This window comes from Chryseobacterium ureilyticum (assembly GCF_900156735.1).
Classification (GTDB): Bacteria; Bacteroidota; Bacteroidia; order Flavobacteriales; family Weeksellaceae; genus Chryseobacterium; species Chryseobacterium ureilyticum.
Window position 1 is genome coordinate 20982 of record NZ_FTOL01000006.1, and the last position, 17421, is coordinate 38402.

The 17421-nt window shown below is 35.1% G+C and carries 15 protein-coding genes and 3 tRNA genes; 4 read left to right on the forward strand and 14 right to left on the reverse strand.

Annotated features, from left to right (window positions below; all coding sequences use genetic code 11):
- Nucleotides 1–11: 11 nt before the first annotated feature.
- From glmS to BW983_RS16070, 3 genes are read right to left on the reverse strand one after another with little or no spacing between them, the layout of a single operon-like run.
- On the reverse strand, nt 12–1865 hold the full coding sequence (glmS, locus tag BW983_RS16060; RefSeq protein ID WP_076552928.1) for a glutamine--fructose-6-phosphate transaminase (isomerizing): 1854 nt from the start codon (nt 1863–1865) through the stop codon (nt 12–14).
- A 28-nt stretch (nt 1866–1893) separates the two neighbouring features.
- A complete protein-coding gene (locus tag BW983_RS16065; RefSeq protein ID WP_084184544.1) occupies nt 1894–3501 on the reverse strand; it encodes a DUF4270 family protein in 1608 nt (535 codons plus the stop codon).
- Nucleotides 3502–3514: 13 nt separating this feature from the next.
- Nucleotides 3515–4285, reverse strand: a complete 771-nt coding sequence (locus tag BW983_RS16070) for a glycogen/starch synthase (RefSeq protein WP_065396536.1) — start codon at nt 4283–4285, stop codon at nt 3515–3517.
- Nucleotides 4286–4456: 171 nt separating this feature from the next.
- On the opposite strand from BW983_RS16070, the gene panC reads away from it, so the two are divergent.
- Nucleotides 4457–5305 (forward strand): pantoate--beta-alanine ligase, encoded by an 849-nt coding sequence (gene panC, locus BW983_RS16075; RefSeq protein ID WP_076552930.1) that lies wholly within the window; start codon nt 4457–4459, stop codon nt 5303–5305.
- 286 nt (nt 5306–5591) lie between these two features.
- On the opposite strand, the gene BW983_RS16080 is transcribed toward panC, so the two are convergent.
- From BW983_RS16080 to BW983_RS16090, 3 genes are all read right to left on the reverse strand, one after another.
- Nucleotides 5592–5664 (reverse strand) — tRNA-Lys (locus BW983_RS16080).
- A gap of 53 nt (nt 5665–5717) precedes the next feature.
- Nucleotides 5718–5800, reverse strand: a tRNA-Leu gene (locus BW983_RS16085).
- 35 nt (nt 5801–5835) lie between these two features.
- Nucleotides 5836–5908: transfer RNA gene (locus BW983_RS16090), tRNA-Lys, on the reverse strand.
- Nucleotides 5909–6023: 115 nt separating this feature from the next.
- On the opposite strand from BW983_RS16090, the gene BW983_RS16095 reads away from it, so the two are divergent.
- Entirely contained in the window at nt 6024–6539 is a 516-nt protein-coding gene (locus BW983_RS16095) for a shikimate kinase (RefSeq protein WP_076552931.1), read from the forward strand.
- A gap of 13 nt (nt 6540–6552) precedes the next feature.
- On the opposite strand, the gene BW983_RS16100 is transcribed toward BW983_RS16095, so the two are convergent.
- The gene (locus tag BW983_RS16100; protein ID WP_076552932.1) at nt 6553–6990 is read right to left on the reverse strand and encodes an RNA-binding S4 domain-containing protein; all 438 of its coding nucleotides are present in this window, start codon (nt 6988–6990) and stop codon (nt 6553–6555) included.
- Nucleotides 6991–7045: 55 nt separating this feature from the next.
- On the opposite strand from BW983_RS16100, the gene BW983_RS16105 reads away from it, so the two are divergent.
- Complete coding sequence (locus BW983_RS16105) at nt 7046–7780, forward strand: hypothetical protein (RefSeq protein WP_076552933.1); 735 nt, start codon at nt 7046–7048, stop codon at nt 7778–7780.
- Between the two features lie 216 nt (nt 7781–7996).
- Here BW983_RS16105 and BW983_RS16110 read toward each other — a convergent pair whose 3' ends face one another.
- From BW983_RS16110 to BW983_RS16130, 5 genes are all read right to left on the reverse strand, one after another.
- On the reverse strand, nt 7997–9514 hold the full coding sequence (locus BW983_RS16110) for an FMN-binding glutamate synthase family protein (RefSeq protein WP_076552934.1): 1518 nt from the start codon (nt 9512–9514) through the stop codon (nt 7997–7999).
- Nucleotides 9515–9568: 54 nt separating this feature from the next.
- The gene (mtaB, locus tag BW983_RS16115; protein WP_076552936.1) at nt 9569–10915 is read right to left on the reverse strand and encodes a tRNA (N(6)-L-threonylcarbamoyladenosine(37)-C(2))-methylthiotransferase MtaB; all 1347 of its coding nucleotides are present in this window, start codon (nt 10913–10915) and stop codon (nt 9569–9571) included.
- Between the two features lie 67 nt (nt 10916–10982).
- Entirely contained in the window at nt 10983–11573 is a 591-nt protein-coding gene (locus BW983_RS16120; RefSeq protein WP_076552937.1) for a DUF1572 domain-containing protein, read from the reverse strand.
- Nucleotides 11574–11667: 94 nt separating this feature from the next.
- On the reverse strand, nt 11668–13770 hold the full coding sequence (locus BW983_RS16125) for a T9SS type B sorting domain-containing protein (RefSeq protein ID WP_076552939.1): 2103 nt from the start codon (nt 13768–13770) through the stop codon (nt 11668–11670).
- A 166-nt stretch (nt 13771–13936) separates the two neighbouring features.
- On the reverse strand, nt 13937–14734 hold the full coding sequence (locus BW983_RS16130; RefSeq protein ID WP_076552940.1) for a hypothetical protein: 798 nt from the start codon (nt 14732–14734) through the stop codon (nt 13937–13939).
- A 201-nt stretch (nt 14735–14935) separates the two neighbouring features.
- Here BW983_RS16130 and glgP point away from each other — a divergent pair, with 201 nt between their 5' ends.
- A complete protein-coding gene (gene glgP, locus BW983_RS16135) occupies nt 14936–16600 on the forward strand; it encodes an alpha-glucan family phosphorylase (protein ID WP_076552941.1) in 1665 nt (554 codons plus the stop codon).
- 57 nt (nt 16601–16657) lie between these two features.
- Here the strand turns inward: glgP and BW983_RS16140 are convergent, their stop codons facing one another.
- On the reverse strand, nt 16658–16846 hold the full coding sequence (locus BW983_RS16140; RefSeq protein WP_076552943.1) for a DUF6496 domain-containing protein: 189 nt from the start codon (nt 16844–16846) through the stop codon (nt 16658–16660).
- Nucleotides 16847–16858: 12 nt separating this feature from the next.
- The gene (locus tag BW983_RS16145; protein ID WP_065396548.1) at nt 16859–17332 is read right to left on the reverse strand and encodes a hypothetical protein; all 474 of its coding nucleotides are present in this window, start codon (nt 17330–17332) and stop codon (nt 16859–16861) included.
- Nucleotides 17333–17421 lie beyond the last annotated feature (89 nt).

Sequence of the window (17421 nt, forward strand, 5' to 3'; positions counted from 1 at the left end):
ACAACAAATTTTTATTCAACAGTCACAGATTTTGCTAGGTTTCTCGGCTGATCCACGTTTGCACCTCTATATACTGCGATGTAATATGCAAGCAGTTGTAAAGGCACTGACGCCACGATTGGAGAGAAACATTCTGATGTTTCTGGAATTTCAATAACATAATCTGCCATTTGGCTAACCTGACGGTCACCTTTATTAACGACAGCAATAACTTTTCCTTTTCTGGCTTTAATTTCCTGAACATTACTCACAATTTTATCATAGTGACCTTTTTTAGGTGCTATAATAACAATTGGCATATTCTCATCAATAAGAGCAATTGGACCATGCTTCATTTCTGCAGCAGGATATCCTTCTGCATGGATGTAAGAAATTTCTTTTAATTTCAGAGCTCCTTCTAATGCTGCAGGATAGTTGTATCCTCTTCCTAAGTAAAGGAAGTTTGTTGCTTTTATAAAGTCTCTTGCAATATTCTGAGTTAACTCATGAGTAGCACTTAATACTTCTTCAATTTTTTTAGGAATAGCATCAAGTTCAGCAATTAAGCTCATAAATTCAGCGTTTCCTAAGTTTCCGTTATGTTTTCCTAGTTTAAAGGCAATTAACGTAAGGATTGTAAGCTGTGCTGTAAATGCTTTTGTGGAAGCAACTCCAATTTCAGGACCTGCATGGGTATATGAACCAGCATCAGTAATTCTTGCAATAGAAGAATCTACAACATTACAGATACCATATATAAATGCTCCTTTTTCTTTTGCCAATTTTAATGCAGCCATAGTATCTGCAGTTTCTCCTGATTGAGAGATTGCAATAACTACATCTTTATCGGTAATGATAGGGTTTCTGTATCTGAATTCTGAAGCATATTCTACTTCAACCGGAATTCTTGCATACTCCTCAATAAGATATTCACCAATAAGCCCTGCGTGCCAAGAAGTTCCACAAGCAATAATGATAATTCTGTTTGCATTCTTGAACTTTTCTACATGATCCCAGATTCCAGCCATTTTAATAACGCCTTCATCCACAAGAAGTCTCCCTCTCATTGTATCATGGATAGATTTAGGTTGTTCAAAGATTTCTTTAAGCATGAAATGCTCATATCCACCTTTTTCAATCTGTTCTAAACTTAATTTAAGTTCCTGAATTTCAGGCTCAATTTTTGAATTCTCATTGATTGTTCTGATATCAACACCGTTTTCCAAAGAAATCGTTGCCATATGTCCTTCTTCAAGATAGATCGCTTCCTTTGTAAATTCTACGAAAGGAGACGCATCAGAAGCAATGAAATATTCTTTGTCTCCAATTCCGATTGCTAAAGGAGATCCTAATCTCCCCACCACTAAAACTCCAGGATAATCTTCATGGAGAGCAGTAATTGCATAAGCACCATATACTTCGTTCAAAGCATATCTTACTGCAGTTGGGAAATCTGTTTCAGGATTAAGATCCATAAAATATTGAATTAGGTTTACCAATACTTCTGTATCTGTTTCAGATTTGAAGGTAAAGCCTTTATCAGTAAGCATTGTTTTAATAGTATCATAGTTTTCAATAATACCATTGTGTACAATCGCTATTTTTCCATTATTTGACAAATGCGGGTGAGAGTTTCTATCACTTGGAACCCCATGGGTAGCCCAACGAGTATGTCCCATACCAATTTTTGCTGTCCCTTTTAATCCCTCCGAAATATTCACCAAATCATCAACCTTACCTTTTGTTTTTTCAACTTCAAGTTTATTATTTGAACCTTCTAAAACAATTCCAGCACTGTCATACCCTCTGTATTCCAATCTTCTAAGACCGTTGATAACAATCTCATAAGCATCCTGAAATCCTGTATATCCTACTATTCCGCACATATTTATTTTGTCTAGTGTTTATTGTGTTTTATTTTTTTGTCCCGTAAGTAACAAGCAATTTGATTTTCAAATCTGAATTGTCATTTCCAACTAAAACTGCTCTATTCATTTCCGTTGCTCTGGTTGTATACTGAGCTCCTGCAGGAGTTCCCTGAGCATTCTTAACAAATGCACCTAAATTCAAATTCAAAATCAAATCCTCAGCAGAAAATTCTTTAGCTTCTGTAATATCCTTAAGTGTCTTTGTTACTGTTAAATCATAGTATTCAGGCTTATCACTTGTCTTCTTACCATAATAATACATAGGAAGTCCGCTCGCTACATCTGAAGTAAATGGATACTGCTTCACTCCATCAACAATTTTCATAGGAGGAACAAGTGTAAATTTACGATCACCTTCCACAGAATGTTTATTTTCAAAAGTTAAAGGATCTACGTATACTCTGATTTTAGCTCCTACAATAGCTTTCTTCGCATCATAAAGCTCTCTTCTAAGATTACTAAGAGTTTCTTTAGAAATTTTCACTCCTACAGATGGTCCACCCATACCTTGAACATATAGTTTTTGATCACCCGTTACCTTGTTTGCGCTATTCAATATAGCTGTAAAAGAGCCTGGTCTGTTATATTCATACTTTCCAATATGAGCATTTGAGCTTCCTAAGTTAAATTTAAGAGTCGTTTGTGGGTGAGTTGTAGTTCCATTTTCTGTTTTATCATATTTATAGTACATGATAATTTCTAAATCATTAGGAGAAAACTGGAAAAGATATTTGTCTGTTTCGCTTACAGAAAGCTGAATTCCTCTGAAATATCTGATAAAGTTAGAAGCATCCTGAAGTTCAGGCTTTCCTTTTTTATCTATGATACGAGTCTGGAAAAAGTTATTATCTAACTTCATTCTGAACCCTAGATTTCCAGTAAACAGATTTGTATTATCTGATTTTTTTGTAACGGTTACCGTACTTACATTTCCGTCAAAAACTGCTGAACCTAAAAGATCACCAGTAACAACAGGTGCATTAGAACGCGTAAACGCATCATTATTAGTATCTATGAAAGATGTTACCTCATGAACATTAATAGTCATAGCCTTAGAAATCTTACCATATTTACGAACCGGATAAGTTTTTTTATCTATTGAAACAGCTACCGTTTCATTCCCAACAGGGAAGTCACTTCTGTCATATGCTCCCGGAGCTTTGATAGAGTCTGCAATATAATAAGTATCATCCATTGTATTCGCTGGAGGTCTTACTACCAGCACAACAGAGTCTACTTTTGCATTCGGTCCGCTAAAATCAAAGTTATCTACAGGCATTCTCAACTGAGTAACATAAGATGCTTTCTGCATCCCAAACTGTCCTTCAGTAAAAGATCCTAATACGCCCACACCTACTGAAGTACCTGAAGCATTAAGCCCGGCAATAAGTCTGGAAGCATCACTCCTGATAGAGTCATTATTACTAATATTGTAAGCGATAACATCATATGGAGTTTCAACACCTACTGCTGCATCTTTATCGAAAAGCTGCTCACCAAGAGAATCCGGATCTGGTTCACAGTTGTAAAGTATTGCACTTCCGAAAACCGCCAAGAAAAGCATGGCGAAAGTCCTTTTAAGAGTATGAGTCATTAAAAATGTGTTTTTAATAAAGTTGGTTTATAGAATCTACGTCAAGATACTCCGACTTTTGAATAGTCGTTTCGTTGAAAGCTTTATCAAGGTCTTCATCAAGGAATTCATCTCCTTTTACAACGGCATCCACGTAGTTCATACTTTCGATAACAAAACTTTTGATTGTTGGGTTATCTAACGCTTTTAATCCTGAAATATTATCAAACTTCAGCTTTTCATCGATCTTTTTGTCAAGATCAGCGTCTTTCTCATTGTAAAGGGAAAGAACAATTTTAGCGTCTTTAAAGTAAGTATCTGATTCGTAATAAGTTTTCAGATAAATTGGAACAAAAGAAGACATCCATCCATTAAGGTGGATCACATCAGGTACCCAATTTAATTTTTTGATGGTTTCAATTACTCCTCTGGCAAAGAAAATAGCTCTTTCGTCGTTATCATCGAAAGGTGTTCCTTCATCGTCGAAATAATATTGCTTTCTTTTGAAGTATTCTTCGTTATCAATAAAGTAAACCTGAAGTCTTTCCCCCGGAAGAGACGCTACTTTAATGATCAGAGGTTGGTCCAGGTCATTGATAATAATATTCATCCCTGAAAGACGGATCACCTCATGAAGTTGGAATTTCCTCTCACTTATTTGTCCAAATCTTGGCATAAAAACTCTTACATCATTGCCTTCATTGTGCATCTTAAGTGCCATTTTGTTTACCACTGCAGCCATATTGGTGTCTTCTTGATATGGATACATCTCTGTAGTAATGTACAGTATTTTTTGATTCGGCATAAACTTTCTATCTAATTTTTGTAAAAATGCTTTAATGTGCAAAATTACAAAAAAACATCCAACATTATTTTAATTAACATTTTTTTACGAAATTTCCCTTTTCCAAAGTATTAAAAACACATATTATTATGTGATATTTTTAGTATTTTTGAATAAGTATTAAAATAAACTATGGAAGTTATAAAAAACAGGAAAATACTTCAGGATTTCATTGAAAGACAGAAGGAAATGGGAAAAAGAATTGGCTTTGCCCCTACCATGGGAGCATTGCACAAAGGTCACCTTTCTCTATATGAAGAGGCAAAAAAGGAAAATGACCTTGTTATTTCTTCAATTTTTGTAAATCCTACCCAATTTAACAATCCTGAGGATCTTGAAAAGTACCCGAGAGACATCAACAGGGATATTTTGATTCTGGAAAACTCCGGGCTTGTGGATGCTGTTTACATCCCTGAAGTTACAGATATTTACCCTGAGAAAGCAGAAAGCCAACATTATGATTTTGACGGATTAGAGAATGAAATGGAAGGAAAATCCAGACCGGGACATTTTGATGGCGTAGGAACTGTTGTAGAAGAACTTTTCAGGCAGGTACAACCAGACAATGCTTATTTTGGAGAAAAAGATTTTCAACAACTTTCCATTATCAAAAAAATGGTTGATAAAAAACACCTCCCCGTTAACATAAAAGGAGTTTCTATTTACAGAGCAGAAAATGGTTTAGCTTTAAGCTCAAGAAACCAAAGACTTCATGAAGAGAGAAGAGATGCCTCTAAAATCATTTACGAAACTCTAGAGAAAGTAAATGACTGGTTCAAAACAGTCAGTATCCCTGAAATAAAGGAAAGAGTTGCAGATATTTTCGATGATCAAAAGGGAATGCAGCTGGAATACTTCCTGATTGCAGATGAAAACACGTTACAGGAAACTGATTTCTTCTATAAAGACAGAAACTTCAGAGCTTTTATTGTAGTGGTAGTGGATGGAGTAAGATTAATTGACAATATGCATTTGGATTAATAACAAAATCCTTAATAAAATACAGTCCCGGTCATTATATGGTCGGGATTTTATTTGTTCGATATTAGTTAAGCTCAACATCAATCACAGTTGATCAGTAAGCAAGGCTTATAATTTATTAGTAGATATTAAATTCAAAAAGTAGTCTATAGATTTCAATCATGAAGGTGAATATGTGACTTTAGATTGCAGTGAATATAAAAATCAAAGGCCTCCTGAGGGAGACCTTTGAAACACCAAATCACAAAATATTAATATGAAAAAAATTTACTTTTCAGTAAACTTGTGACCCGGCTGGGATTCGAACCCAGGACCCATACATTAAAAGTGTATTGCTCTACCAGCTGAGCTACCGAGTCGGCCACAATTAAAAATAATAAAATATTTTCAATTATAAAAATTTTCTTTGCAGTGCCTGCGACTGGACTCGAACCAGCACATCCTTAGGAAACCACCCCCTCAAGATGGCGTGTCTACCAATTTCACCACGCAGGCAATAAAATCACAAAAAATTGTAATAATATTGCTAGTGACCCGGCTGGGATTCGAACCCAGGACCCATACATTAAAAGTGTATTGCTCTACCAGCTGAGCTACCGAGTCGGCCACTTTGATAACAAGTTTTCATTTAAGCAATGTCCCTTGTTTTAAGTGGTGCAAAGATATGACTTTTTTCTATATCTCAAAACTTTTTCGCAAATTTGTTTAAAAAAAATTCATGATAATTTCACTGATTGGATACATGGGATGCGGCAAATCTCACATTTCCAAAATATTAAGCGAAAAAATAGATTTTAAATTAATAGACCTTGATAAAGAGATTTCCAGGAGAAATAAATTAACCATTCCTGAAATCTTCGAAAAAAAGGGAGAAATTTATTTTAGAAAACTGGAAAGAGAAGCGTTAGAAGAAATTCTTGCGTCTGAAGAAAATGTGGTTTTGAGCCTAGGTGGCGGAACTCCTGTTTATTATAATAATATGGAGATCATCAATCACAATTCAAAAAGTATTTTTTTAAGAACTTCTGTTGGAACATTGGTAGAAAGGCTTTCGAAACAAAAAGAAAAAAGACCGTTGATTGCCAATATTTCTGATGAAGATCTTCCTGAGTTTATTGCAAAACATTTATTTGAAAGAAACCAGTTTTACAGTAAAGCTCAGTTCACTGTAGGTACAGATGCTAGAAATCCTGAAGACATTGTCAACGAAATAATAGAAAAGCTCTATCTCTAGAGCTTTTTTATTTTTAATCTTCATTTTCGGTTTCATTATCTGTTTCCCCGAAGAAATCATCCCAATCTGTAAAATCTGACGTGATATCGTTCCCAACATAGTCGTCCATTTCTCTTCTGTCTTTTTTGGTAGGTCTTCCTTCCCCTTTATTTCTATAATAGTCTTGTGACATTTTACGAAGCTTTAGCAACTCATATTGTTCTTTATCGGTCACATCCTGTATATGAAGCGGGACTAATTTTGCTCCAATTCTACTTTTAGGAATCTGAATTACTTTTATTTTATAATCAATTTGATTTTTACGAATTTTAATAACATCTCCTTCTTTCACCTCTTTGGATGACTTTACGGCAGATGTTCCAATAGAAACTCTATTCTTCTTAATCTCTTCTGTTGCAATACTTCTTGTCTTATAAAAACGAATGCTCCACAAAAATTTATCTATTCTCATAATTTTTTATACTTTTGCCGTTATATTATTTGTAAAGTAATTAAAGTTTTTTGAAATGAAAAAAATATTTTTATATATCCTTGCGGGATCTTTGTGTTTTTCTGCATGTAAGAAAGATGATGAAGTAGAAACTTATCAAGAACCTGAAGACATCAATGTCCAGAATAATTATGATGAGCAGGCTATTACGAAGTTTATGGATGAAAATTATCTTGATGTACAAGGAAATATAAAAGCTTTCAGTGCTACGGATTCTACTGATGATCATCAGAAAAAATTATCTGAAATGCCTTTTACTAAGCTTCCTTCCGGAACAGTTTATATTATCCGAGAAGGTGCACAGCCATCTCCGGGTAAAGAAATTAAAGAAACAAACGTTATTAAAATAATGGGTAGAGCTTACTCTTATTTAGCGACTGAGACTAATGGAAGCGGAGTATTTAACTCGAAAGCTGCATTCTTAAATACGATTGACGGAAGTGTTGTTCCTTTGGTAGACCCAATGTATTACTATGTGAAAGAACAAGCTATGAAAGATGCTGGTAAAGAAGGTAACAGAGGTTATTTTGAAATTGCAGGTTTCAAAGAGGCAATACAGAAATTCAAAGCATATGATGATCTTGCAAGCGAAGCACCATACAATTTACAAGGTGTAATCATTGTGCCATCAAAAGCAGCTTTTGCAAGAAATCCTCACTATCCTTATTTAAATATGTCTTACAGAAACAGATCATTTGTATTCAATCTACAGGTTTACAACAGTAGAGAAAGACTTGACAGTGAAAAATAAAATATAAGCCGCCTAAACAGGCGGTTTTTTTATCTCCAGCTTAAGATAAAAGTATCTTATTATTTATAATTGAATAGATAATACTCAGAGTTTATCTCTATCCTATTATCAATTTCATTGATTAAATACGAATGAAAAATAAAAAACAGAGTAGAAAGAATGTTTCTACTCTGTTTTTTTATTAAAATTGTCATTTTTAAAACGACTTATTTAGTATTAAGATCTGGCTTTTTGTTTTACATTTCCTAAAATATCAGGGAAGTAAAGGTCTGCAAGGTGATCAAATTCGTCTCCTCTCATAAACATTGTTGCATCTACTTCTTCATAAGAACTTCTTCCAGCCGCTGCAATCAATTCATTACAAGTGTGAAGTGTATTTTTGTGGAAATGGTATACTCTTTCCGCCTTATCTGTCACATCAAGTCCTTTAATAAGCATTTTATCCTGTGTAGCGACTCCGGTAGGACAATTGTTAGAATTACATCTTAAAGCCTGGATACATCCTAAAGAGAACATAAATCCTCTTGCATTATTACACATATCAGCTCCCATTGCCACAGCTCTTAGAATATCTAAGCTTGTAAGCACTTTACCACTTGCAATAACTCTTAATTTGTTTCTAAGATTATAATTATTCAATGTTCTGTTAACAAAAATCAAAGCAGGCTCCAAAGGCATCCCTACTCCATCCGAAAATTCTGGTGGTGCTGCTCCGGTTCCCCCTTCTGCACCATCGATGGTTATAAAGTCAGGGTAAATTTTCAAAACATTCATTTGTACGCAGATATCCTCAAATTCTTTGGTATCTCCAATACAAAGCTTGAATCCAACTGGTTTTCCTCCTGAAAGTTCTCTCAATTGCTGTACAAACCTCAACAATCCAGGCGCATCAGAGAAAGCGGTATGTGATGGTGGTGAAATAACAGTCAGTCCTGGAGTTACGTGACGAATTGCTGCAATCTCCGGGGTATTTTTCACTCCTGGAAGCACTCCTCCGTGTCCTGGTTTTGCTCCTTGTGATAATTTGATTTCAATCATCTTCACATTAGGCAAATTAGAATATTTTGTAAATAATTCAGGATTAAATTTACCTTCATCATCACGACATCCGAAGTATCCGGTTCCAATTTGCCAGCATAAATCTCCTCCTTCCATATGGTAAGATGAAATTCCTCCTTCTCCAGTATTATGGAAAAAATTACCTTTTTTGGCACCTCTGTTCAATGAAATCTGAGCTCTGTCACTCAATGCTCCGAAACTCATTGCTGAAATATTGAACAAAGAAGCATGATAAGGCTGTGTACACTGTTCTCCACCTACCCAAACTCTTGGAAGCTCTTCTGATGGCGACTTTGCATAAATGGAATGCTTGATTCCTTCATATTTTCTGTGATTCACTTCCAGCTGTGTACCGAAAGCTACAGTATCACTAATATTTTTAGCTCTTCTGTATACTGCAGAACGTTGATTTCTTGGGAATGGCTTCCCATCGGTCTCCCTTTCAATGAAATACTGTTGCATTTCGGGTGAAATACTTTCGAAAAAGTACCTGAAGTATCCCAATACCGGAAAGTTCCTCAAAATAGCGTGTTTCGATTGGTAAGCATTGTAAACACCCAATGCATAAATGGCGGATAACAGCGTAGGTATCCAATAATGCGCTCTGATTAATAGTGCTACAATCCACGTAGCAGCTACTAATACAATTCCCCAAGATAAAAACTTATCTCTCATGAATGTAGTATTTAAAAGTTTAAAAATAAATTTAGTAGAAATTTTGCAAAGAGCCTATGCTTTTGCTAAAAAACTTTGGTAGGAAGATTGCACAGAAACTGTGCCATCTGACAGGATTTTTTCTAAATTTAGAAATTCGATTTGATTTACGGATGCAGGATCAAAGTCTTTCTGGACTCTCACGTAGTTTTCTGTGAAGCCAAACATTTTCCCGTCTTTATTTTCATGCTCCCAAAGTACAGGAAGCGTGTTTCCAAGTTGAGTCTGATAAAATGCCATCTTTTTCTTTTCGGAAAGAATTCTAAGCATCTTATTACGTTTTTTTCTTTCTGCTACCGGAACGACTCCTTCCATAGCAGCAGCTTCTGTATTTTCTCTTTCAGAATAAGTAAATACGTGAAGGTAAGTAATCGGAAGTTCATTAAGGAAATTATAAGTTTCCATAAATAACTCTTCTGTTTCTCCCGGGAATCCTACAATAACGTCAACACCAATTGCCGCATCAGGCATTACCTCGCGGATTTTGTTTACTCTGTCATTGTATAATTTTGTCAGGTAACGACGTTTCATTTTTTTCAATAAATCATCGCTTCCGGATTGCAACGGAATATGAAAATGAGGAACAAAGCTTTTGCTTTTTGAAACAAGCTCGATGCTTTCGTCCTTCAAAAGATTAGGTTCAATGGAAGATATACGTATTCTCTCGATCCCTTCTACTTTATCTAGTTCTGAGATAAGATCCAAGAAGGTATGCTCGTGTCTTTTGTTTCCAAACTCTCCTTTTCCATAATCACCGATATTGACACCTGTAAGAACTATTTCTTTGATATCTTTTGCGGCAATTTCTGAAGCATTTTTAAGAACATTTTCGATAGTATCTGAACGCGAAATCCCTCTGGCTAAAGGAATAGTACAGTAAGTACATTTGTAATCACATCCATCCTGTACTTTCAGGAAGGCTCTTGTTCTGTCTCCAATGGAATAACTTCCGATAAAGAAATCGGTTTCTTCAATCTCACATGAATGAACGATTCCTTCGTTATCTGATTTTTCCAAATCATCAAGGTAGCTTAAGATATTGAATTTTTCTTTAGCTCCTAAAACAAGATCAACTCCTTCAATCTGGGAAATTTCTTCTGGCTTCAGCTGTGCATAGCAACCTACAATTACTACTAATCCATCAGGATTGGCTTTCATTGCTCTTTTTACGTGAAGTTTACATTCACGGTCTGCATTTTCAGTTACTGAACAAGTATTGATAACATATACATTAGCTCTTTCATCAAACCCTACCTTATCATAACCTGCATCTGTTAATTGACGGGCAATAGTAGATGTTTCTGCAAAGTTTAATTTGCAGCCAAGTGTATGATACGCGGCAGTTCTTTGAAAAGCAGACATGTGTTACTTCTGAATTTTATGGGTGCAAAGATAGTAATTTTAATAAGAATGAAAAGATTGATTCAGTCTATTGTTTATATTCATCTCTTACTTCTGGGCTATTTTGAAAGCAAACCGGAGATGAATTCGAGTCCGTATCCTTTTCTGAAAATTTATTATTCATCTCATTATTAAACTCCTGAGATTTGTTTCTGGCAATGGAAAGTGTTTTCCAGTCTTCATTTTTAATCATTTTAGCGATGTAAACAATCTGTCCGATGTGATAAGGATAATGAGCAAGCTGCCTTAATATAGCATCAATGACCGAATGAGCTTCTCCTCTGATATAAATTGTTGCATATAAATTTTCATCATTAATCTGGTTCAAAGCATCAAATAAACATTTCCATCCTTTCTCCCAAAATTCAAGAACTTCATCTTTCGTTTTAAAAGTATTTACAAACTCTTCATCTCTGTGACGCCAGGATTTTTCACCATCTTCGGTAAGGAAATTCGTCCATCGTGATAACATATTCCCGGCAATATGCTTCACAATGACAGCTATGGAATTACTTTCTTCGTTGTACTGCCAGAAAATCTGCTCATCCGTTAATTGATCAAATGCCTTATCACCAAGAGATTTATAATATTCAAAGCGTTTTACAAATAAATCTTTCATATGTTCTATTTTAGTAACTAATGTAGAAAATTAATAAAAGTAAAACCATCTCTCACGAAATGGTTTTATCTATGTATTATATTGTAATATGTAATTATTCTCTGTTTTTCACCAATATCCAGCCACTGAATTTAACAGGAGTATTTCTTTTGTCATTTTCATTCCATGTAACAGAATACCAATAGGTTCCTGTAGGCACTCTTCTTCCTACCTGAGTTCCGTCCCATTTATATCCGTTTGATCTATCTGCCTGATGGATTTTTACTCCATATCGGTCAAAAACATTCATGACAAGATTCTGTTTTCCTGCTAATGCCGAATAATCGATTACATCATTCACTCCGTCTGCATTAGGAGTAATAACATTTACAATGTTTGGTACAACAACGCCCACTTCTATAGGAGCACAATCGTAAGTATCTTTTACAAATACCGTATACTCTCCTCTTGAAACATTTGTGAAAATATTAGAATCCTGCCATACAACATTATCAATTGAATATTTGTAAGGAGCATTACCCCCTATTACAGAAACAGTTATAGAATTAGTTCCAATCTCAATTCCTGAAACAACAGGCTGCTCAGAAGCATCTACTTTTACTTTTTGTGTAGCAACGCAATCTCCACTTTTAAGTTTCACCCAATACGCTCCGATTCCTACTTCTATTTTTTGGGTTGTAGCACCTGTGCTCCATTCATAGCTTTTAAAACCAGGTCCGGCATCTAAAGTTGTCTTTTCTTCTGCACAGATAATTTTATCTTTAAGAATTTGAGAATATACAGGAGCTATTACAATCAGGGTGATTTTTGCGATAGTATAACAGCCTTGAGCACTCATTACTCTGACATATACAAACCCGTTAGGAGCAATATAATTAGATATATTGGTTATTTCATTGGTTTGATTAATAGCATCTGTTTCCGATGGATAATATTTTTTTGTAGAGTTCGTAAGATTTGTCACCGCTATTCCTCCAATATTAAAAGATGCCGTTGCAGGATTTGTTTCTATAAAACAAGATCTCAACACAGGATTATTTACGGGAACTATAGGATGGAATTTTAAACTAATCTGCGCTACTGCACTACAGCCAAACTCTGAAGTTACCTTCACGTAAATTGTACCTTCAGCAGATACAAATGCAGTTGGATTGATAATCTCATTCGTTCCGGCATTAAGATCAGCCATACTGTGATAGTATTTTTTTGTCATAAGCGGAATGGCTATAACATCGGCTGTCGTTAAATTATATAATGCTGTACCTGCATTATTATTGTTACATTCCGTCAATGTAGCATTTTTCACAGTAAAAGAGCCATCTCTAAATTTGAATTTCCCTACTTGTTTACATTTATTGAGAGGATTGGTAGGGTTCGTTGCATCCGTATAATTTATACTGTAGAAATAAACAGCAGTTGTATTTATTGCTCTAGGTGTATTAATGGGGTTATTCCCTGTTAACGCATCATTCTGATTTGTATGATAGCTTACATGAAAGTTCTGATTTCCATTAATAATACCCGGTGATAATGTAGAAAAATCAAACAAATCTGTAATAGAGCAAACAACTACTTCTCTGGGATCAGCCGGATTAGCTCCAGGAACTCCAGGAGGTATAAAAGGAAAAGTCTGAATATTCGGATCGGTAAATGGAGAAGCCAGCGTTGCAGTTCCTCCCCACGTTAAAGAAAAAGGTGCCGTCGTTGAACTTCCGCTGCCTACCCAGTTATCTATAAACAAATAATAGCTTTCTCCCGGCAGAACATCCATATATTTACAATAGGGTGTTGGAGAGCCTCCAGGCGCACTGGTAATGGTGCTCGTCATATTAAGTCCTGTTGAAGCCCCTACCCCTATTACGGTTGCAGCATTACAACGTATAGGAGCTCCCAGACTCCCACAGTTTACATTGGGTCCGAAAATCGCCCAGTCGTAATCCGCTCCCGGATTATTAGGTACTAAATCAAAAGTAAGCGTTCCACCTGTAGCGATCGTAATTTTATACCAAATAGAATTATTCTCACCTGCAGAATCCAAACAACTCCCTGAATTGACAAGTTCCTTTACAGCTCCCCACCCACTCGGGCTATAGGTAATATTTGAATTTCCACAAACAGCCAATGCAGTGGCACAATCTGCCTGAGCGTAAAAAATAGGGGATGCACATAGAAGAATAAAAAGTAAAAGTTTTTTCATAGATATATAGTTTTTTGTGGTTGAATCAGCTATTAATCAGATCAATATCTAATCTTCAATCAAATATACCCATAATTTAATCACAAACAATAGAAATGAAAAAAAATTGAATTATTTCAAATCATCACTTCAATTCATTACATAATATCTATTATTACATCAACTCTTATTTTATACTTGTAATATTACCACAAAGGTTTTCAAGATGAAAAATTTTATGAAAAGGACTCTTCACTTCGTTAAGATGTTCCCTATCCTGAATAAATGTATATCTTGATGCCAGAGAATTCATATCCGAAACAATCACCAGCCAGCATTCATCTACAGAGGTATCATAATAAGGAAACTTTTCATTTTTCTTTTCAATAAGTTCCAGGATTTTCTCTGAGCATAATTCATCAAACAAGTTCATACTATACTCATGAGTAATAAAAACGTTTCTCCTATGAAAAGATTTTCTTACACTTTTCACACATCCTACTCCTTTATTTTTTTTAATGCTTTTATAAATACTTATGATATTTTCCTGTTGTTCTTCAAGATTATCACACTTTAAATTTGGGTAGAATTCTAAAAAATAAACACCACGATATTTCGTGGTGTCTTCCTGCTCTAATAATATTTCTGCCTGACGGAACATTTTATTCAAGGTACTTTCCACCTTTTTCATTTCCAGATGATTGATTACTTCAGTCAATTCTATTCCGATTTTTTTGTCGTTTAATTTGGCGATAAAGTCAGGACTTTCGCAGGTAAGGTTTTCAAATTTCACCTCGGGGAAATGATGCATAAAAGAGTTGAGTAGAAGAATTTCGGACTTCTTTCTGTATTTTTCACGATCATGAAGCGGAGATTCATCTATAGTACGGTGGTACTTTTCTATGGGCTTTTTTTTCAAATGCCGATTCAGGTAATACAAGCTTAGATTCTTTATCAGATCTTCATCAGAAAACGTCTTTTTCATGTGTGATTTTTTTATTTAATTAAACACATGCATCCATGGATCTCCACCGTTAAAAGTTTTTGATAATCAAAATTTTACACTCTTAAAGGTAAGTAAAAAAACTATTCGATGCTTACTTTTAAAATTAAATTATCGATTAATTAATGTAAAGTTTATTTTCATTATTAATACCTTTGTCTCTTGTAACACAAACCTGTATTTATGGATTTTAGGAATTTTAAAATACCCTACAACATCAATCCCCAATATTCAAAAAAAACCGCCTATTTTTCAATGGAATTTGCCCTTGAACAGGTGCTGAAAATATATTCAGGAGGACTGGGCTTCCTGGCGGGTTCTCATATGAGAAGCGCTTATAACCTGAAACAGGATCTTATAGGAATCGGTATTCTTTGGAAATTCGGATATTATGATCAGGCAAGAAATCATGACCAGACCTTACAACCGGTTTGGACAAGGAAGATGTACAGTTTCCTGGAAGATACAGGAATAAAATTTCAAATAGAAATTCACAGTGCACCTGTCTGGGTGAAAGTATGGTATCTTGATCCTGAGATTTTCAATACAGCACCTATGTTTTTCCTTTCTACAGATGTTCCCGAAAACGACCACGTTTCAAAAACTATCTGCCATAAGCTGTATGATGCTAATGAATCTACTAAGCTTGCTCAATATATTTTATTAGGAAAAGGAGGAGCCAAATTATTAGATGAAATGAACATAGAAAGAGATGTTTATCATTTAAATGAAGCTCATGGGCTCCCCGCGGCATTCTATTTATTAAGAAAATACAACGGAGACCTGAATAAAGTAAGAGAAAAACTTGTTTTCACCACCCACACTCCGGAAGAAGCAGGAAATGAAAAACATAATTTAAAATTGTGTTATGACATGACCTATTTCTCAGGTTACAGCATGGAAGAAGTGAAAGCAATAGAAGGAGCAAATGATGATCGTTTCAATCACTCTCTTTGTGCGTTGAAAATGGCAAGAATCGCCAATGGTGTTTCTCAGCTTCATGGTGTCGTTTCTCGTGCGATGTGGAATAAATATCCGGGAATCTGTGAAATTACTTCAATTACCAACGCTCAGGAGTTTAAATATTGGGCAGACAAACCACTTTATAATGCAAAAGATGAAAATGACGATACTGTTTTTGACTACCGTAAGAAGCATTTAAAGAAAAAACTGTTCAGCATTGTAGCAGATCAAACCGGAAATCTGTTTAATCCAAATATTTTCACCATTGTCTGGGCAAGGAGATTTGCGGGTTATAAGCGTGCAGACCTTCTTTTACATGATAAAGACAGATTTTACAGACTTCTGAACAACCCAAAATATCCGGTACAGATCATTTGGGCGGGAAAACCTTACCCGATGGATTATTCAGCTATTTCTACGTTCAATACATTAGTTGAAGAGAGTAAAAATCATAAAAATATGGCTGTTCTTACAGGCTACGAACTTTCTTTAAGTAAATCCTTAAAACAAGGCTCTGATCTATGGCTAAATAACCCAAGAGTTCCAAGAGAAGCATCCGGAACTTCAGGAATGACCGCAGCAATGAATGGTTCTGTAAACTTATCCACAGACGACGGCTGGATTCCTGAATTTGCAAAACCCGGAGAAAACTCTTTCGTGGTTCCTAAAGCAGACTATCTGAACATGAGCATCTACGAACAGGATAACTATGACTTAAACAAATTATACGAGATTCTTGAAAACGAAATTCTTCCAACGTATTATGACCATCCTGATCACTGGAGAAAAATTCAGCATAACGCAATGAATGATGTGAAAGATCAGTTCAATAGTGATAGAATGGCAGATGAATATTACAGAATACTTTATAATCAAGCGAATTAGTAAAATTTCAACTTTTATAAAAAATGCCCGGAAGTTTTTCCGGGCATTTTTTATTATTTATTTGCTATTTTTCTTTGCAGGTACTTTCAAACCTTTTTCTCTTGCTTCAGAAATGCCAATGGCTATGGCTTGTTTTCTGTTGGTCACTTTTTCCCCGGAAGAAGATTTTAATTTTCCTTCCTTGAATTCGTGCATTACTTTTCCTACTTTGTCCTGAGCTTTATCTGAATATTTTGTTTTGCTCATTAGAAGTTTTTTTTAAGATTTTGGCAGGGATACCCCTAATTCATAAACTCTGGCATGTTTCAAATATTTTGAACGTTCTCTGGAAGTCACCGACTGAAAATGATCGTTTTTGATCACAATAATCGGATCTTCGGCATTTTCAATCTCAAAATTGGCAAAATATCTTTCATCTGGTGGAGATTGTTGTTCTTTTGCTTTGATCTTCTGAAGTTCATCCGCATATTTTCGAAATCCGGGATCAGATGAATGGATAAATTTATATTCATCGCCTGCATACACATAGTAATGAAGTTTTTTTTCTATCAATCCTGCTTCATCTGTAATTTCAGGGTTATCGTTACCATCTTTAAACCCTACTTCTACTAATATTCCACCTTTTTTATTGGCGCATTCCTGTGCATCATTAAAGCTGGAGAAACCTGTATAAACAATTCGGTCGTTCAACACATAACGGTTAAGTTTCTGGTTGTATGCATTCGTTTCCATAATTATTCTTTTTGATTTGATTGGTAATTATATACATTCAATTTTTTTGCCAAATTCCACTATTTAACAAAAAAATAACCTAATATCAC